A 19,556-nucleotide genomic window follows, 5' to 3' on the forward strand; every position below is an offset into this window, starting at 1 on the left:
GTCGAATCCTGTCAGGTCGCCGCAACCTCCGGCTTCTGCAAGGACGGCAACATCGCTTCTGTCGCCCATTGGGTGAGAGGCTCGAGGGTCAGGTGTCGAGGATCGATCCGAAACCCGAACGTCTGTGCCTTGTCGGCGAAGGCGGCGGCAGGGAGGGTCATTCCGTTGCGGGTGAGTACCAAGAGCTTCTTGTTTTCGGCTGCGGCGATTCCGTTGAGGCGCTGGACATCTCCGAGGCGCAGGTCCCTCGACCGGTTCCACCACTCGATGTGTACACCGGTCAGGTTCTGGGATGCTCGGTCCCATGGCTCCCAGCGGCCGGCAAAGCCCATGGAACGCAGCTGCCCCAGGGCGGCGGCCGGCAACAAGGCGTGCTCGGGGTCGGGATCCACAGGCGCGAGATCCGCGTCGTCGAGATGTGCTTGAAACAGGGATTCCTGGCGGGCAAGCGATATCGACGAGCCGCTGAGGAAATCGTAGGTTTTCCAGCCGTTGCCGTCGACGTCGCTCATGATCTCGACCACATCCTCCACAGAGACCTCATGGTCGATCGATCCGGGGAACGGCCAGGATTTGCCCATGAGGTGACAGCCGAGATCGACGCGGTTCCACGCCTGCTTCGGTGTATCGAGCACAACATCGATCATCCAGCCGAGGTGCGGCTTGTGCGAGATGCGCACGGTGCCCCGGGGGTGGGCAAGCTCCAGATGCACGCCTGGAAGACGGTGGGCACTGTCGAAGCGTTCGTTGCCATCCGGCCCGGCGATGTGCCATCGATTTGCTGCGACGACCCGTCGGACCTCGAGCCCGTGTTCCGTCAGTAGGTCGGCAAGCCGCACGATGTCGGACGGTTCTGCCTGATTCCATCGCCAGGGGCTACGAACCGGGGTGTCCTCCAGGACGCTGTGGGCGCAGGCATGGAGTGCGTCCACCAAGACTTCGTCGGGTGTTCCGAGCGGCCAGACTCCGGCGCTCGCACCGCAACGGGGATCCGAAACAACCCATGCTCTGGAAGAACCCAGGGTCAAGCGAGTCAGCACAGCAGAGTGACGCCCGTCGAGCCTGATGCAGAGACGGAGAGGTCTGTCTTCCGACCGGTACACGCGATGCGTCACTTCCGGGTGCCGCTCGATCAACCTTCTCTCCAAGAGTTGGAGATGCGCAAAGTGCTCGAACGTCGCCGCGACATCACTGGGTGGAAGATCCAACTTCGTGCACTCCTATCGGAGTCGGCCTACCCGCATGCCCGCGTGGGTGGGCTGCGCAGACGTCTTGGTGGGCGAGAACTCTATGTGAAGCCCGGGCTCCACACCTCGTTGCAACGGGCGCGGGAAGATCTCAGTTCACCTGAAGGCGGACAGGCTCGGAGAGCATTGCGAGCGCTCCCTCGAAGTCGGCCAAACGTGCGGCGACCGTGGCGACCGCGAGGCGTTCGGGAAGAGCGGCCGAGAACTTCAGCCCCTTGACCGCACGTCGGTCCACATCCGGCAGTACCAGGGACTTGCGGGCGCCGGCGGAGGCTGCCCGCCACATCTGGGGCGTCAAGTCCTCGCGCAGTCGCACCCAGCAGTCGGTCGGGCGTTGCACCGGGTCCGCGATCGAGGCAAGGGTGCTCGCCAAGGTTGCGTTCGCGCGGTAGCCGGCCCAGGTCCACCAGCGCACGTCTTTGCCCGTGCGCGACAGCAGCGTGCCGGCTGGATGCACGACGTCCGGGGCCTGGTTCTCCCGCCACCCCCGCAGGCACGCCTCTGCGCGCCGCGTGAGGGAAACCGGCGGGTCGACCCCGAGGAGTACCTCCCGCATGGCCCGAGTCAGTTCGAAGGACAGTCCGGCGATGCCGCCACTCGCCCATTTGGCGATGCCACCGCTGTCGGCGGGTTCGACGAAGACCCGCTTGCGTCCCCAGTCGATGAACGTGACCTGCCAACTGCGCCCGGCCAACAAGAGGCGGCGAGGCCCCGGTCGTTCCTCGATGAGGACAGAGGGATCGGTTCGACCGATTTCGGTGCGGCCGGACAGGACCGTGAACTGTGGCGGTGCGGTGAAGGACGCGGTCAGGTCCATGAAATGCCGGTGCCCGAAGCGCCTCTCGGCCTCGGGGCCGACGAACAGGAGCCCTCCGTCGATGTTCAGAAACCCTTCGTCGATCAGATGACGCAGGATCGGGTCCGCCGACCGGTCGAAGGGCACCAAGCCGTTCCACTCCGCCGACCACAGATGATCGCCCAGCGTGTGCTGTTGCAGCGCCAGGGCGAGGAGTTGCTGCGCCACCAGATGGCGGGGCTCAGGCGGTGCCGTCACCTTCTCCACCCACCCGCGGCTCCACAACACCAGTAGTGCGGCTGCCTGGAGCAGAGTGTCCTCGTGGGTGGCCAGGAACAAGCAATTGCGGGCAGTACCCACACGTCTTCCGGTGCGGCCGATGCGCTGGAGAAACGATGCGACGGTACTCGGGGCGTCGATCTGGATCACTCGGTCCAGGTCACCTACGTCGATACCCAATTCGAGGGTCGATGTCGAGACGATGACGCAGTCCCGCGCCTCGGCGAATGCCTGTTCCGAGCGGGCTCGTTCGTCGGCGGCGAGTGAGGCGTGCGAGAGGTAGGTCGTTACTCCGCGGGCACGTAGCGAAGCGCCCAGTTCCTCCACCTGCCGACGGGAGTCGCAAAAGACCAGCCGCTTCTCGCCGAGATGCAACGATGCGATCAGCTTGGCGGCATTGTCCAAAGACGCGACGTAGTCGAGTTCGACTACTCCCGGCGGAGGGCTGCCGAAAGCCGAGGTTGCGTCCGGCGGCGGTGCGACCACCCGTCCGACTCGCTTGCCGGCACCGGCGCCTTGGAGCCAGGTCAGGAGGCCCTCGGGATTGCCCACGGTCGCCGACAACCCCACGCGCTGAATCGGGTGCCCGGTGATTCGTTCGAGGCGTTCGAGCACGGCGAGCAGGTGCCAGCCGCGGTCGTCGCCCGCGAACGAGTGCACCTCGTCGACGATCACTGTTCGCACGTTGCCGAGCAGGTTGGCGTGGTCGGTCTTCACCCCGATCAGCATTGCCTCCAGCGATTCGGGAGTGGTGAGCAGGATCTCCGGCGGATCGGTGCGGATGCGCCTGCGGCGTGATTCCGCAGTGTCCCCATGCCACAGTGCCGCGCGTCGGCCTAGCCACTGGGCGTAGCCATCCACGCGGGTGACGAGGTTGTTCAATAGAGCCTTGAGGGGACACAGGTAGAGCACCGAGGTACCCCGCCAAAGTCGCCGTGCCATGGCGGACAGGATCGGGAAACAGGCTGCCTCGGTCTTGCCGCCCGCAGTCGGTGCGAGGAGGACGGCGTCCGCACCGTCCATCAGTGGATCGATGGCGGACTTCTGGAACGGGCGAAGATCGGGCCAGCCCAGAGTGTTCACGATGTGGTGGAGGACGACCGGATCGAGTCGATCCAGTGGATCACCCGGCTCGGCCTGTCGTGAGGTCACTCCAGGTCCAGGTCGATGTCGTCGGCGGATCCGGTGCCGAGGTCGGTTGCCAGGTTTCGCTCGGTTCGGGTGAGCTCGTTGTCCGACACGGTGAGTCGGTAGTGCCGGCGCGGATCGAACTCCTCGAACTGGTCGATGCGATCCAGGACATCACCGACGAGTTTCTTCAGAAACAGCCTCGGCGCGACGCCCACTTTCCCGCCCAACGCACCGCTGACCGCCCGGGCCAGATCGGCGACGTAGGCGTCGTCGGCGACCCTTCGGATCCGTTCCGGGTGGTCCGCACCGGCTTCGAAAAGATCGCGGATGGTGCCTCCGAGGCCGATCAACGAGTCGAGAGTGAAGCCCGGCAACCGCACCTGCACGGCCCGCGGATTGTCGAAGCGCGGGTCGGTGGTGAAATCGGTGGCGAGTCGTTGTGCGAGCGGCGCCAGCCGTTGTACGCCCTGGGTGCCGTCGTAGAAGGCGGGTGTCCCCGTGATGACCAGATAGAGCCCGGGGAACCGTCCCGAGTGGACCTCGTCGATCAACTGCCGGAGCGCGTTGAGCGCCTTGTCGCGCGCGTCGGAGCGTACGCGTTGCAGTGTCTCGACTTCGTCGAGCACGACGAACAGCCCGGCGTGTCCGGAGTCCCGCAGGACGGTCAGGAGCCCTTGAAGGAAGCCGAGTGCACCGAAGTGGTCCAGATCGCCGCGCACACCTGCGGCGCGACGCGCAGCCGCCGCCACGTGGGGCTGCCCACCGAGCCAGGCCAACACGGCGGCGGCCGTTGCCTCGTCACCGGCCTCCAGTGCGGTGCGATATCCGCGTAGCGCGGTGGCGAAGGATGGGGCGTGGAGGGAGACCTCACTCAGCCGCCGGGTGAGCAACGTCTCTACCGCGTCCGGGAGTTCATCTTCGCCCGCCCCTGCGGCCAGGGCATCTTCCTCCAGCGCGTAGAACCAGGCATCGACGACGGGCCGCAGGGCGCTTGCCGGGAAACTCGACGTGGTCAACCGTTCGGTGAGGCGCCGATAGACGGTCTCGAGTCTGTGCAGCGGCGTCTCGGTCTCGGAGATCTGGATCTCGGCCACGGCGAAATTGCGCCGCCGGGCGCGTTCGCCCAGCCAGCGGCCGAAGAACGTCTTGCCCGAGCCGTATTCACCCCGCACGGCCTTGAACACCGAAGACCCGGCGACGACCGCATCGAGCTCGGCGTCGAGCGCCGTCTCGAAGCGCCCGAGTCCCGTGGCCAGCAGATCCAGGCCCCGTTCCGGTACGGCGCCGCGCCGCAGAGCGTCGATGACATCGCGTCGGCGGGCCACGCTGACGGCGGAACCCGGCTTGGCAGGAAGGCGTGCTGTCACTCGAGCAGTCTCCCATTCGCCCCGCGAGCGGGTAGGTCACGGATCGTGGTGCAATCCGCCCATCGGCTTGACGCCCGAACCGGATATGGGTCAAATCGACGGACACACGTACTGAACGTCAGGGTGGGGGAGCAGGCTGTGGCCATCGACAGCCCGAATCTGAGTCAGGTGTTGGACGATGTTGCTTCGGGGGTTCTGCAACTCCCCGACTTTCAACGCGAATGGAAGTGGGACGACCAGCGGATCCGCGAACTGATCGCGACGGTCACGCTCGACTATCCCCTGGGGGTCGTCATGACCCTCGAGACGGGCGGAAAGTCACCTTTTCGTGCTGTTCCCCTGGTCGGTTCCGAATCGGCGGAGGGGCGAAGCCCGGACCTGCTGCTGCTCGACGGTCAGCAGCGTCTCACCTCCCTGTTCCAAGCCCTGCATTCGCAGGAGCCGGTCCGCACCGTCGATGCCCGCAAGAAGAACGTCAAGCTCTGGTACTACGTCGACATCGCCAAGGCGGTCGGACCGTCCGCGGACCGGGACGAGGCGATCGTATCCGTGCCCGAAAACAAGGTCCTGCGCTCGGATTTCGCCCGCCATGTGCTGGATCTGAGCACCCGGGAACTCGAGTGCCAAGCAGGCTATTTCCCTTTGCGACTGGTGTTCGAATATGCCGAGCGCAGCAAGTGGCAGCAGACTTTCGTGCGCCTGGAGCAAGCCAACTGGGACCTGTGGGCGCAGTTCGAGCAGAGTGTGCTGAGCAAGATCCAGTCGTTTCAGATTCCGATGATTCGACTCGCTGCGGCCACGACCAAGGACGCGGTCTGCTCGGTTTTCGAGCGGGTGAACACCGGTGGTGTGCCGCTGACCGTGTTCGAACTGCTGACCGCCACCTACGCCGGTGATCTCCCGTACGAGCAGAAGCACGACGACTACTATCGCCTGCCCAGTGTGTGGCGGGACATCAAGAAGCAGTTGACCACCTCGTACCCGGTCTTCGGGAACCCGGACGCAGGCGTCGAGGACGGTTTCAGCAGCAGCGACTTCCTTCAGGCAATCGCGTTGGTGTTGACCTGGGAGCGCAAGCAGGAAGGTGGTCGTACGGCGGTATCGTGCAAGCGCCGCGATCTCCTGGATCTGCCGCTGGCCGACTTCCAGCGGTTGTCGCCCAAGGTCGCCGAAGCGTTCGCATGGGTCGGTGCATTCCTGGAACGCCAGTGCATCGTTCGTTCGGCCGATCTGCCCTACCGTACGCAACTGGTCCCCCTTGCGGCAGTGCGGGCAATCCTCGGCGATCGCACCGAGGAGATCGGGTACGACGACCGGATCTCCCGCTGGTACTGGTGCGGTGTGCTCGGTGAGATGTACGGCGGCTCGACGGAGAGTCGGTTTCCCCGTGACGTCGAGCAGCTCATCGGCTGGGCCGAAGGCGCGGGCGAAGTGCCGGACACCGTTACGGAGGCGGCCTTCCTAGCCGAGCGCCTCGATACGCTGACCACCCGCAACAGCGCGGCGTACAAGGGGATCTACGCGCTCTTGATCAAGCAGGGTGCGGTGGACTGGTACTACAACGAAGGGCCGCTCACGCCCGGCCTGCTCGTCCAGCACCAGGTCGACGTTCGCCAGATCTTCCCCCGGAACTGGTTCACCAAGAACCACTCGGGTGATGCCCGCGCCAATTCGATTGTGAACAAGACACCGATGTCCTACCGTGCCGGCCGCAGCATGAGCGGTTCGCCGTCGGGATACCTCAAGGCGCTCGCGGCCGAGTCCGGGATCCGGCCGGAATGGTTCGATGACGTTGTGGCCACCCACCTGGTCGATCCGATCGCGCTGCACGAGGGCGACTTCGATGCCTTCTACACGGACCGGTCCAAGCAACTGCTGGGCCTGGTGCATGCCGCGATGGGCAAGCGCACCGTCTTCCGAGATGTATCGGACCGGTGATGCGTCGATGACCACCCCGCAGCTTCCGACCCCCGAACAGCTCCTCGCGCTCAAGGGCACCACGGTGATGTTGCCCGACTTTCTGGCGCTCTTCGGCGTGCGCACGCGCAACTACCTGACCATTTCGCCCATTACCACAGCGTTGAAGGAGGTCGGGCTGACCACGGTCCCGTCCTTCTCCACCTGCGGCGTCAAAGCGGCACTGGTTGTGGTTGCGGAGGAGTCCGTCGTTGGCGCACCCGACCGCGACGACGTCGAGGAGCAATACGAGGAACCGCTGCCGGGCATGTTGCCGCAGCGATCCTTCAAGATCGGCGACATTCCTTCTGCACGAAACGGGGTCACCTCCGTCGGCTCCGGCGCCTCCCTGGCTCAGGCCACGCACCAGATGAAGACGAAGAACTACTGCCAACTGCCCGTCATCGACGGCATCTCCATGATTCGGGGAGTCGTGACGTGGCGCTCGGTGGCCGCGCTGTACGAGCAGGGTTCGGCCCCGAGCCTGGCCAATGCGATGGTCAAGGATTCCCTGCCGATCGCCGAGGTGCACCAAGAGGTGTTCGCTCATCTGGCTTCGCTGAGCGAGTATGGATACCTGCTCGTTCGGGACAACAGCGGACGCTTCACCGGCATTATCACCGCGGTTGATATCGCGGCCCGCTTCGAGGCCACCGCCTTGCCGTTCTTCCTCGTAGGCGAGATCGAGTTCCGGCTGCGCCAGTGTCTGGGAGCGAAGCTGAGTCCCCAAGCCATCTGTGCGGTGCAGCCCAACACTCCGAGCAAGCAGACCGGGAAGATCGCGGATCTGATGTTCGGAGCCTACGTCAAGCTCCTGTATGCGGACCCGAAGAGCCCCACACTGTGTGCAAGGGCCGATGCCAACTGGGCGGCACTCGGTTGGGGCGGTGTCGACCGCACCCAGTTCGTACAGCACCTCGACCGGGTGCGAGTGGTCCGCAACCAGATCGCACACTTCGACAGCAACCCGCTCACAGAGCAACAAATCCTCGACCTACGCGAGTTTTGCGGGCTGCTCAAGCAACTCACCTGATCTCGAACTGCTCCCGGAGGAGCGCCGGGTTCAGCCGCAGCGTGCGCCCGTCGGGCAGCGTCTCCAGCACTTGAATGCCGTCGAAGTTCAACAACTGGCGCAGCACCGCGGAAAACCCGTCCGCCCGGAGGGGGGTGACGCCGATGCGCTGCGCCAGCGCGGTCACCGGCAGCGTGCCACCGGCGTCGAGGAGTTCGAGCAGCGCCTTTTCGATCTTTACGAGGTCGGGCTTGCGGGCCAGAGCGTCCCTCTGTGCCAAGAAGAGGTCCGAAGACAACAGCGCCGACACCAAAGCGCCTCCGGGGGCGACAGGTTGAGGCTTGAGGAGCGCCTGTTCGCCATCCGCGACGATTGCCATCTCGAACAGCGACTGTTCGCCGGCGGCCACACGAGCGGCTTCCTGACGGCGCTGTTTGGTGGACTTGGCGGTCTGCTTCGCCGGCACGTATTGCGATGTCGGCGTGCTCACCTCGGGTTCCCGCTCGCTGGAGGAGGACCACCATGCGGGCTGTCGGCGACCCAATTCCCGCCATCCCTTGGGCGGTTTCGCCCCGAACGCCAGAAAGGCCATGATCGGGATGGCAACCTCGGCGAGCGATGCCCCACCGTGATAGCCGGCCTTGTGCGCGGTGTAGCGCGAGTCGGCATCCCACAGCGCGACGATCGTCCCCTTGGTGTCCGACGACACCACTCGCGGGCCGGAGAGCAGGATCTCGGTCTCTCGGACGGGCCCCCGGGGGGCCCGATGCCGGGCCGACAGCGGAGTCTCGGCGTCCACTCGCTCACCGTGGCGGTCGACGACATGCCCATGGTCGCTGGTGAGCACGACCGCCCACCCGTATCGAGCAGCGGTCTGCAGCAATTCCCTCAGTCCGCCTATGTCCCGCAGGCGCCAGGCGGCATCACCGAGCTTTTGCTCCTTCGCCAATCGGTCGTCCACGGTATTGAGGACGACCGCCACATGTGTGCGACCGCCTGCCAGGGCCTCGTCCAGCTTCGGTCCGAAGACGTCGCCTCCGCTGTCGGCGCGCAGGTCGTCCTTGTGGAAGACCGCCATCTTCCGGCCGCCCCCGAACGCATGCTCACCGACGAGTGCCCGCTCCTCCCGTTGTGAGCCCGCCATCAGCTTTCCGGCGAACAACGAGGTACGGGACACCGCAGTGACGGTCGGCAGCGCCGCCACCATCCCGCGCCGATGCGGGGCGTCCTTGGCGTCCGGCATCGGGTCGTATTCGGCCCAGTCCCGGCGCATCTCCTCGCCCAGTTCGGCGGCGATGGCGGCGCTCATCCCGTCCAGTACGACGAGCAGAACGCGGTGCTCGCCCCCTTCGGTCGCGGGCACGATCACCCGGGACAGGAAGGACTCGACGGTAAGCATGGACCCGGCGTTGCCTCCGGCCGCCGTCCAGCCGGCGAGAATACGCGCGAAGTGGCGATCGATCTCCTTGCGGTGCGTGCGTACCGCGGTGCACAACGCGTCGTATGCGGTCTTCAGCTCGACCACCGGATCGCCGCCGGCTTCGATGTGCTCCAGGGCCAGATCGACCCAGCCGGTCTCGGCGAGGTGGCGGTCGATACCCCCGGCGACGGTGGGGCACTCTTCTGCCGGGTCGGTCGCCAACCAGCGCGCGAGCCGCTGTGCCATCCCGGCGCGCTCGATGCGGGTGTGCACATCGGGGTTCTCTGCCAAGTGGTGTTGCGTCAGCCGTTGCAGGGCGCGTTCCGTCCGCCTCGGAGCCTTGTCCGCCAGGGCCAGGCCGAGCACCTTGAACGTCGCATCGAGTCCGGCGGTCAGCACGGGACTTGTACCGGCCGCACGTTCGGCACCGAACTGCCGGGTCAGGGCGGTTGCCCGTGCCAGCACGGTCGCCGAGAGCCGGCGGGCCCGATCCGCTTCCTCGTCCGTGCCGGAGCGCCCGATACGCAGCAGGGCTACGACGAACTCCTCCGTCGCCCGGCCGAAGGCCCGCGCCAGCGCGTCCATGGCTTCACCGTGCACCGGCGGGTCCTCGCCGAACCAGCGTTCGGCCCGTCCGCGTGCCTGGTAGTCGCCCGCATCCGCAGATCCTTCCGCGTGCACCCACAGTGCAGCGCACACCAGTCCGAACGCCACCGCGTCCGCGCCGTGTTCGGCTGTGGTCAGGGCCAGCACGGCCTGCCCCGTGAGTCCCGCCTGCTCCTCTTCGCCCAGGAACCGAGTGAGCCCGGCGCGCTCCGGAGCGCGCAGCGCCAGAAAGCGGTCGGGACCCCCGGGAGAGAGCGACCAGCGCAGCAACGTATACGCGTCGAGTTCGAGGCCCTCCCCGACGCCCACCGGGGAACCGGCTTCGTGATCCGGGTTGTACCGCCCTGCCCCGAGCCGGCGCAGGGCCAGCGCCGCCAGCGCGTGCCGACGGGTCAGGACGCCCTTGCCGAGTTGGGGCCAGCGGCCGGGGGGCTGGGCGTCGAGGAGGGCCTCCACCGCCCAGTTCTCGGCGGACAATCGAGGATCGGTGTACTGCGCGCCGAACGCCTCACGCACCACGTCCCAGGTGTCCACGTTGTTGACCCGGTGCTTGTGCACCCGCGCCAGCAGGTCGGCCCCCAGCTCGGATTCCTCGCGGTCGGTGAGCACGACCAACAACCTCGGACCGCTCGCATCGGGCGCCAGGTGGCCCAGGACCAGTTCGTAGGCAGCCAGCGGAGACCCGGCCGTCGTGACCCGGGCCTGCTGCTCCCCCCAGCTCAGCAGCGAGGGGCCGTCCCAGACGGGGGCGGCGCGAAGGAGCACCGCCTTGCGCTTGTCCTTGTCGAGCCCGGCCCGGGAGGCGAGGTATTGCGTGACGGTGCCGGCGGTCAACCGCACCGCGCTGGTGCCGATCGTCGTGCTCACTGGTCCTCCACGACCCGCCAACTGAGTTCGATGGTGACATCGGGCTCGCGCTCGGCCAACGCGGCGAGTTCGGCGTGCAGTTCGGCCACCGCACGCGCAGCGGTGGTTCGCCCGCCGCCGGAGCGACGCGCGGCCTTGCCGGCAGAGGTCGGGGTGGAACTCGGGCCGGGCGGGGTGTACTGCTCAGGTACGGGCGGGTGGCTGGAGTCCGTGTCCAAGGGAACGTCGCCGGGATCGGTGGGCCGCGGCGGCTGCGGGCGCACCGGCTCGGGAGGCTTGGGCTCCGTCCCGGCACGGCTGCGCCCCATCACCGCCACGATGCTTCGACGAGCCTCGAGCAGGGCGTCCGGCAGGCTCGCCGTGCGCTGGTCGACCTGCGCCGCACCGCGCAGGGCCGCCAACACGGCTTCACCCTCGGGGCCGTAGCCGGGGGCCAGCCGCAGCATGTCCCAAGCCGCGTTGGCGAGGGCGGCGGCGACCGGCTGAGCCTGCTTGATCGACACGCCGTAGCGGGAGCCCGGGGCGTCGGCCAGGTCGAAGGCCGCGAGTGTGTTCACCGTCTGTCGCGCCGCGCCGCTGCTGCTCGCCACGCCCTGATCGGTGGCCAGCAGGGCATCCAGCAGCGCGAGCGAGCGGCGGGCCAGGGCCAATCTGCCCGACTCGTCGGTGTCGTTGAGGTCGAGCAGCTCGGCGTGCTTCTCCAACTCCCGCACCAGATCGGCCGCGTGCGGTTGGTGGGTGCGTGCCTGGGTCAGGATCTGCCGGGCGAATTGGCTGACGATCCGCCCGCGTCGCAGAGTAGGCGGCTTCTGGCCGAAGATCTCCTCGTACCGTTGCCGTGCCCGGTCCCAGACCGACTCGTCGGGGAGAGGCTGGGCGCGCAGTGCGTCGTTCGCCTTGATCTGGGCGGGCTCGGGGGCCGGGTCGAGCAGGGACCCTGCGCGCACCCACACCCGGTCGTCCATCTCGGCATACGAGGCGATGACCAGGTTGGCGACGTGCGGGGCCAGGCCCATCGTCTCGGGTGTGTCGATCCACTCGGTGAGCGCGACCACGGACAGGTCGCCCGTGATGCCGAGCATGCCCGCCTGACGCAGGAAGTGCTCACGCCAACGAGTGGACAGTTCGAAGTACGCCTCCTTTTGCGAGCCCAGTCCCAGCGGGCCGGCGATGTTGCGCATCAACGACCGTTCCTTGGCGGGAACTTCCACACGCCGGTCGCTCGCTTCGGCGGCTGCTCGCATGATGCCGAAGACGGTGCGCACATCGGTGGGCTTCACCGCGACACCGGCGCCCTCCGGATCCAGGTCGGGGTGGGCCGGGAACTGATGGGCGAGCATGCGGCTCGCGATGGCCCGGGTCGCATCGCGCATCGACTGCCCGAAGGCCAGCTTGAGTTCGGCGACCTTCGGCAGCGCTTCGAGGTGGTCCTCGTGGCCGAGCTCCACCTCGTTCGGCTGCTTCTCGGCCAGTCCGTACGCCTGCTTGAGCGCCTTTTTCACCGTGTTCGTCAACGAAGTGCGCTGGCTCTCCAGCAACATGCGGGCCCGGGCCCGGCTGTCCGCGTTGAGGTGAGAGGCGTACTGGGTGTTGAAGCGCGCGACGTCGGCGAGGGCGTAGTCGATGGTGACCAGGCGGCGAAAGTCCAGGAAGCGAGTCGCGGACAGGTGGGCCGGGATCCAGGCGACGGTGCGCGGGCGGTCGCCGGGCAGGTCGCGTAGCGACCGCATGCGGTTGGCGTCCTCGACCGGCCCGAACTCGCCCTCGTGGTAGGGCATGCTGACCACCAGCCGCCACGCCGATTCGGTGCCGGGCGAGAACTCGTGGTCGGCCAGGTCGTCGGGGTCGGCGATCTTGCCGATCACCACCTCGACCGTACGGTTCGAGCCGCGCCACACGAGCGCGAGTTCGTCGGCGCCGAAGCGTCCGTCGTGCAGCTCGAAGCCGATTTCCTCTGCCAACAACCGCTTGAGCAGGGCTCGTCGGTTGCCCGGGTTGTCGTTGACATTGGCGTTGGCCAGTACGGAGTCCACGTCCACGCCGGCGAGTTCGAGCCGGACACCGGGGTTGGTCGTGGTGCCGATCTCCTTGATCTCCGGGAAGCGCGAAGCCCACTCGGCGACCTTCGACTTGATCACGCCCACCTCGGCTCCGGGGATGGGCGTGATCACCGAGCCGTGATTGAGCGCGCCCAGACGTCGGATGGTGAGATCGCGCAGCGCGGGCACGGTGGGGGCCAGGGCGGAGAGCAGCAGTGTGGAGATCAGCCGGTTGTCGCCCACGTAGCTCTTGCAGCGTTGCAGAAGCTGCGGGCTGTCGATGCTCTCGGGACGGTGCAGGTAACGCTCGACGTCTTCCTCGGTGACCTCGTACACGTTCAGGAGATACGGACGCAGTTTGTTGCGGTACAGCTTGTCGGCGGCCTTGAACTCCGCCTTCAGCTTGTCCACGAACGGTTCGTCGCCGCCGTCCGCGATCACCTCGTACAGGTCGCCCAGCGGGATCAGTTGCTCGAGGCGCGCGTCGTCGCGGTGGTTCGCGAGCAACTGGCCCATCAACTTCAGGCCGGTACGCGAGCGCTGGAGGGCGGAGGAGATGTGGACGAGGGTGTCCATGAAGGCGGGGGAGAACGGGTAGGTCAGCCGGAACGAGTCCTCGTCCGCACCGGTGGTGCCCCCCTCCGACCCGAGCAGCACGTCCCACACGGCCGGCCCGCCCGACCGCTTGGCCTTGGCGAAGGCGGCATCGAGCTTGGCCTTCGCGTCGTCGTTCTTGGGCCGGAGCAGGCGGGCGTGGGCGATCTGCGGGAGGTTGCGGTCCTCCAGGGTGATCTTGTCGAACCGACCCGAGGCCAGGTTCAGACTGTCCTGGATCGAGGTCTCCGCGACACCGGACAGCTCCTGGCCGACCAACTCGCGCAGGTCACGCTGGCGGGCGATGAACGACACGATGGGCACGGCCCGACGAGAGTCGGCGCCCTCCACGAAGTTCGTGATCTTGTCCGCCTCGCGGGAGACGAACTTCTGATCGGTGATGCGATTGGCGAGCCACAGGATCAGCTCGTCCATGAAGAGGATGAGACCGTCGTAGCCGAGTGACTTCGCATGCGCGGCGATGACCCCGAGGCCCGCGTCCAGCGAGATGAAACCGTCCTCGTCTTCGGCGGCATTGACCGTGAAGCCCGGGAACCAGCCGGTGATGGCCTCGTTGACCAGCTTGGCTCGAAGTTCGGAGGGCGTGGTGGGGGTGACGAGGTTCAGCGTGATCTTCGAGCCGTCCGGCCGCTCGGCCGAGTCGTCGAGTTGCTCGGCGGCGAGGGCGGTGTCCAGCAGGTCCGGTGTCCAGGCGAAGCCCTCACCCCACTCGTCGTCCTCGTCCGCGGCATCGCTCTCGGTGCCTGCGTGTGCGGTGCCGTCGAGTCCGTCGATGAACTTCTCGTCGCCGATCTTGTCCCGCAGCCGTCGGATGTCCGAGAACAGCGAATCGGTGCGGTACACCTGCGGTGTCTGCGCATCGGGATGCAGGGCCTTGACGTGGGCGACATAGCCGCCGAGGATGCGCTGCTCCAGGGACTTGGCGCCGAGCATGTGGTACGGCACGAGCAGGAACCTCTTGCGCTCACCGGCGCTGCCGGTGCCGGCCAGCCACTCGTGCCGGGCCAATACCGGGTCGAACTCCGTCCGCGCTCGAGCAGCCTGGTCGCCGCGGAGCAGGGCGTGCAGTACCGCCATGAAGTGTGACTTACCGGAACCGAACGAGCCGTGCAGGTACGCCGCCTTGGACGTCTGTCCGTCGAGGGCGGAGCGGATCAGGCTCAACGCCTCGTCGAAGTTCTCCAGCAGCCGCTCGGTGACGACATAGTCCCGGAGCGCGCGAGCGCTGCCCTCTTCGGTCACTGCCTCGGCGAGCTTCAGGACGAAGTCGGAGGTGGAGATCGAGGGCTGGATGTCGATGACATCGCGAAGCAGAGGCGGCTGGACGCTGGAAGACATGTTCTCCGGCTTCTTCGTGGCGTGCGCTGGGGTCCCGGCCGGCTCGGACATCGTCCGGTCAAGCCGCTGTCATCCTGTCATTTTCCATTCTTCCGCAAGCCTGTTTCGCGGCGGTGCGGTGCGGCAGTCGATGGCGCGCCACCACGTGGTGCGGCTGCCGCCGTCACGGGGGACGGGGGTTCTGGAGGTCGCCCGCTTCCTGTGGACTCATGCCCACAACCGGCTCACGGGGAGGACATGGATGCGCTCGTCGATGGTGTAGGCGCGATCCCCCAGATTCAGCAGCACCCCGCCGGTGAAGGCTTTGCCAAGCTTGTCGCGCAGCATCCGCAGCCCACGCAGATCCTGCTGGGTCACCCGAGAGGAAGACTTCACCTCGATGCCTGCTGTCCGGCCGTCGTACGCCTCCATGACGAGGTCGACTTCCACTTGGTCATGGGTGCGGAAGTGGCCGGTCAACACGGGCTCGTCCAGCCATCCGGCTTGGCGCAGTACCTCACCGACGACGAAGGTTTCCAGCACGTGACCGAATTCGGTGAGGACTACGGGCTCACGGTTGGCCAGCCGACGTGTGGTGAGACCGAGGAGATGGCTTGCCAGCCCCGCGTCCACGAGGTGGATCTTGGGCAGGCCGGCGACCCGGCTGCCGAGGGTCCTTCCCCAGGCGGGCAGTCGGTGCAGAAGGAAGACGGCTTCCAGGAGCGTCAGATAGTCACCGGCCACGGATGGCTCCAGTTGTGACTGCTCGGCAGCCTTCCTGATGTTGAGCACCTGGCCCGTCTGTGCGGCGAGTACCCGGAGGAGTCGCGGCAGTGAGTCGCGCTGCCGAACCTGCCGGATCTCCAGTACGTCGCGGCTGATGACCAGCGAAACGTAGTCACGGAACCAGCGGGAGCGGGCGGCCGCAGAGCGGCGCAGTGCCAGTGGGAAGCCTCCGGCGAGTACGCGTTGTTCATAGCCGTCACGCGTCTCGCCCTCTTGACGTCGGCTGATGAGGGATACAGGGTCATCCAGCATCTGTTCGCAGAACGTCTCGCGCGTTCCGGCCAGTTCGCCTTGGGACAGTGGCCATACGTCGACGACGTGCACACGACCGGTGAGTGATTGGGCCACGCTCGGGAGCGCGGTGTACCGCGTCGAACCGGTGAGCACGAACCTGCCGGGCCGCAGGTCCTTGTTGAGTTCTGCCTTGATCGCGTCGAGCAGCTCGGGAACCTTCTGGAACTCGTCCACAAGTACGGGCGAGGGTTCGGCGGCGAACAGGGCGGGATCGGCGGCTACCGCATCGCGGGTCGCCAGGTCGTCGAAGTCCAGCACCTTGCGATGTGCGCGGGCGCCGATCGCGGAGAGCAGGGTTGATTTGCCGACCGTTCGCGCGCCATTGAGCACGATGACCGGCTCTTCCCCGAGCAGGGCACGAAGGGTCTCCTCCTGGCGTCTTACGACAACGTCATCCAGCATCCTGCTCCGATCAACGTTCGCGTTCGACCGACACTTTTGCCACTTTTCGAGGGCTATTTATACTGTACTTCGAGGCATGATTTTGCTGTGATCAGCGGCCCTCATCAGTCGTGTCCACGGTCGCCCTCTAAAGGAATCGGGCTGCTGACCTGCATACATAACCCAGCGTGATGTCTGGTGATGGGTGTGGGCGTCCTCGCTCATCACCTGAAGGAGTGATCCCCATTGGCCCCTTGAGTGCCTCGGAGCTTCCGTTGCCGTCGGCAACGCTCACAGGGGGGTGAGGGCACACGTGGCGGGGCTCTCGACCGGCCGGAGGATGTCGGCGACCGTACGCACGCGGAAACGGTGGATGCGCATCGAACCGCGCGTCGCCGATCTTGTCGCGGAGCCGCCGGATGTCGAGATCGGCGAGTCGGTGCGGTACACCTGCGGTGCCTGCACGTAGTCGGATCGATTGCCCGGTCGATCACTGCCGCTTGTGCTGCGGCGGGCGGGTGGCGGTTTGAGCGGCCGGCCCGGACGATGTCGCATCCGATCCGAGTCGGGTGTTTCAACCTGAAGCGCGAATTCGAGTGGTTGGCGTCGGATGGACAGGCCGACGGGCCGGGGTCCTCGCGGCTGCCCCTGACGGGTTCGTCCGAGAGGACCCCGGCCCGGGTCTTCGGTGAACGTCACGTCTGGCGCTTCGCGGCCTCTTCGCGCAGGTCCTCCAAGCGGCGCCCGCTGGGGACATGCGTGTACTGGCGCCACCCGTTGATGTCGACCCCGGTCTGTTCCTTCAGGGCGGGGGAGGGCTGCGGGAACGCCCGGCCGTCCGGGATTTCGATCCAGCCGTCGGCGGTGATGGTGCCCTCGTGGGTCCGCCTGAGCCGAGGCTGGTGGTGCCGGACCCTGTCTCCGGCGGTGGCCAGGCCGGCTTCGATGATGGCCATCAGGCCGCCGGTGCGACGGCTCTCCGTCTTGTCGGCGGGGGGCTTCCGGTTGTTCAGGAGTTGGCGGCGCAGGACGTCGTTCGGGGTGTCGACCAAGGGCTCGCTGTGCCGCTGAAGGTAGGCGAACACCTCGTCGTCGATCTCGATGGTCCGCATCGGCTTGCGCATATGGCACCTCCACGCTGGACTTTGTCTCTCTAAGATTGGCAGATTAGGAGACGGAGGTCAAGGGGGATCACCGAACTGCCCAGGAGAGCTGGAGAAACCGGACTCGGCCGGGGATCATCCAGGCGCTTGAGCGTTGCCGCGGCAGGTTGTGCTCGGTTTTTGAGGCTGGTCTCGGGAGGAGTCCGAGTCCGGAGTGAGTGACGGGGTTGTCGCAGAGGCGTGCGGCCTTTCCAGCCTGTTGCCGGTTTGCCCGGAACGGGTGCCGGCGATGGGATCATCGCCGGCACCCGTATCCGACTCGGCGTCCACGACCTGCCGAGTCGAGGTCGTGCCGGACCGGTTCGGCTGACCGCTCACGTCAGAGGGAAGGCGAACACACGTGACTGCGCCGAACATCGCGTCGTGACGACGTATTGGCTGCTCCGAAGACTGGCTGGGTTGGGCGGACCTGTCGGCCGCTGCGGGTATCGGTCAGTCAGGCCCGGCCTACCTGAATGACGGAGCGCTGGGTCAACGCCCGCTGCCCACGCCGCGCACGCTCACGAGGACCGAACTGATCGACGGACAGCACCCGCTGGGGTGGTGGGCGAGTTCGATGACGTGGATCCGGCTCTCTGCTGTCGGTGCGAGGCGGATGAAGTCCCCAGGCATCGCCGAAGCGGTGACCGCACCGGGGCAGCGTCGCCGAGGGGATGGGTGTCGGCGTCGCTGCGCTGCGGGTTCGACGGAGTCGTCATGACCTATCGGCTCACCCGCTCTCGCTCACGGCCGACGGGCAGCTTCCCGAATCGGATCTCCCCTCCGATGGGCCCGACTTCGTCAACCGTGTCGAAGAAGTCTGCTCTGGAGTCTCCAAGTCGTTGTTCGGGACGAGGGGGACCAGCCACATCGAGCCGTCCGGCTTGGCGCACCAGATGGTTTGGGCGCCGTCCGGGGTGATGTCCAAGCCGAACGCGTCGATGGGCGGCCGGTTTGCGGACGTCCACCAGAGCCAGGCCGCGGTGACTTCGTCCCACAGGCGACGGGGGCCGTGTTGTCGGATGCGGAAGCTGTCGAGTTGCCGGCCGTCGTAGTCGACCGTGGCCCATGAGGTTTGGGCGTCGTCGCCGATCCATAGGCGGGATCTGACGTCGGTGACCTTCGGCTCGTCGTCCCAATGGGTCCACAAGGCGGGCAGCATCAGGCCCATGATCGCCTCGACGTGCCGGTCGCCGCCTGCGACGTCCCAGGGGGAGAGGGTGGTTGTGCTCGTGTCGGGGGCGTCGTCCGGGCGGACCACGGCGCCGATGTCGCGGATGCGGGAGCGGTGGCTGCGCATCGCCATGAACGAGCCGCCGGGCGTGAACCTTCCGCTTGCGGTGCCGTCTTGGTGTGGGGTCAGGAGGAGAGTCCCGTACGCCGACCACGATGTGGTCCACGGCGTGACGATCAGGCCGCCGGGGCGTACCTGTTCGAGCCAGGCGGACGGGATGTGGGCCACCGAGCACGTGCTGACGAGTCGGTCGTAAGGGGCGCCGGCCGCCCAGCCGTGGGCGCCGTCGCCTGCCACGACCTGTGGCAGGAGGCCGAGTGCGTCGAGTCGATCGCGGGCGGCTGCGGCGAGGGATGGGTCGACTTCCACGGTGACCACGTTGGCGTGGCCGAGGCGATGGGCGAGGAGGCCGGCGTTCCAGCCGCCTCCGGTGCCGATTTCCAGGACTCGGTGGCCGTCCAGAACGTCGAGGGCCAGGAGGGTGCTCGCGACGACCGAGGGTTGGGAGACGGACGAGGAGGGCCAGGCGGGCTCGCCTGGTTCGGGGTCGAGGCCGTCTCTGACCTGGATCACCGCTGGGGTGTCGGACCAGGCGACTTTCTGCCATCGGTTGGGGTCGGCGGCTCGATCGCAGGGTTCGTGGTCGGGGAGGCCGTCGGCTCGTCGCAGCCAGATGACGGGCGGGAGAAAGGCGGCGCGGGGGACGCTTTTGAATGCTTCCCGCCATGGCGCCGGCAGCGGTCCGGTGACGTGCTCGACGTGGCGGAGCAGGCTGTCGACATTGTGGTCGGTGGCGTTGGTCGACACGGGCTCACTTGTCCTTCTTCGGGGTGCCCGGGTTCGGGGGCTTGTCGGGCAGGATCGGTGGGGGGACGGGCCGGCCGGGCTGGTGGCTGTCGTTGGGGATGGGGCTCTTGTGGGTGCCCATGGGTTGGTCTCCTCGTGGTTGGTGGGGCGGTGGTTGGTGGTGAGGGCGCCGCGCCTGTGGGTGGTGCGGCGTGCAGCATGTGGGCAGACGGGGCGCGGAGTTGGCGGCTGGGCGGTTGGGCGCGCCTGCTGGGAGGCGG

10 protein-coding genes are annotated in these 19,556 nt (G+C 67.1%); 2 read left to right on the forward strand and 8 right to left on the reverse strand.

Annotation, left to right across the window (positions count from 1 at the left end; genetic code table 11):
- Positions 1-11 precede the first annotated feature (11 nt).
- From ACFRCG_RS30845 to brxD, 3 genes are all read right to left on the reverse strand, one after another.
- Positions 12-932 carry a hypothetical protein gene (locus tag ACFRCG_RS30845; protein ID WP_380037475.1) on the reverse strand — a complete coding sequence of 307 codons (921 nt, stop codon included), beginning with the start codon at positions 930-932 and terminating at the stop codon, positions 12-14.
- Between the two features lie 406 nt (positions 933-1,338).
- On the reverse strand, positions 1,339-3,474 hold the full coding sequence (locus ACFRCG_RS30850; protein ID WP_380037477.1) for a DEAD/DEAH box helicase: 2,136 nt from the start codon (positions 3,472-3,474) through the stop codon (positions 1,339-1,341).
- On the reverse strand, positions 3,471-4,820 hold the full coding sequence (brxD, locus tag ACFRCG_RS30855) for a BREX system ATP-binding protein BrxD (protein ID WP_380037479.1): 1,350 nt from the start codon (positions 4,818-4,820) through the stop codon (positions 3,471-3,473). The genes ACFRCG_RS30850 and brxD overlap by 4 nt, the downstream gene beginning before the upstream one ends.
- 138 nt (positions 4,821-4,958) lie before the next feature.
- Here brxD and ACFRCG_RS30860 point away from each other — a divergent pair, with 138 nt between their 5' ends.
- Both ACFRCG_RS30860 and ACFRCG_RS30865 read left to right on the forward strand, forming a co-directional pair.
- Positions 4,959-6,758 (forward strand): DUF262 domain-containing protein, encoded by a 1,800-nt coding sequence (locus ACFRCG_RS30860; RefSeq protein WP_380037481.1) that lies wholly within the window; start codon positions 4,959-4,961, stop codon positions 6,756-6,758.
- A 7-nt stretch (positions 6,759-6,765) separates the two neighbouring features.
- Complete coding sequence (locus ACFRCG_RS30865) at positions 6,766-7,809, forward strand: CBS domain-containing protein (protein ID WP_380037483.1); 1,044 nt, start codon at positions 6,766-6,768, stop codon at positions 7,807-7,809.
- Here ACFRCG_RS30865 and pglZ read toward each other — a convergent pair.
- The 5 genes from pglZ to ACFRCG_RS30890 all read right to left on the reverse strand — a co-directional run bounded on the left by pglZ (position 7,802) and on the right by ACFRCG_RS30890 (position 19,260).
- A complete protein-coding gene (gene pglZ, locus ACFRCG_RS30870; RefSeq protein WP_380037485.1) occupies positions 7,802-10,681 on the reverse strand; it encodes a BREX-2 system phosphatase PglZ in 2,880 nt (959 codons plus the stop codon). The two genes, ACFRCG_RS30865 and pglZ, sit on opposite strands and share 8 nt — an antisense overlap.
- Complete coding sequence (locus tag ACFRCG_RS30875; protein ID WP_380037487.1) at positions 10,678-14,673, reverse strand: phage resistance protein; 3,996 nt, start codon at positions 14,671-14,673, stop codon at positions 10,678-10,680. Before ACFRCG_RS30875 ends, pglZ begins: the two co-directional genes overlap by 4 nt.
- Positions 14,674-14,880: 207 nt before the next feature.
- Positions 14,881-16,134, reverse strand: a complete 1,254-nt coding sequence (locus ACFRCG_RS30880) for an ATP-binding protein (RefSeq protein ID WP_380037489.1) — start codon at positions 16,132-16,134, stop codon at positions 14,881-14,883.
- Between the two features lie 674 nt (positions 16,135-16,808).
- Complete coding sequence (locus tag ACFRCG_RS30885; RefSeq protein WP_380037491.1) at positions 16,809-17,237, reverse strand: hypothetical protein; 429 nt, start codon at positions 17,235-17,237, stop codon at positions 16,809-16,811.
- 748 nt (positions 17,238-17,985) lie between these two features.
- Complete coding sequence (locus tag ACFRCG_RS30890; protein WP_380037564.1) at positions 17,986-19,260, reverse strand: methyltransferase domain-containing protein; 1,275 nt, start codon at positions 19,258-19,260, stop codon at positions 17,986-17,988.
- Positions 19,261-19,556 lie beyond the last annotated feature (296 nt).

The sequence above is a fragment of the Embleya sp. NPDC056575 genome (genome assembly GCF_042793325.1).
Taxonomy (GTDB): domain Bacteria; phylum Actinomycetota; class Actinomycetes; order Streptomycetales; family Streptomycetaceae; genus Embleya.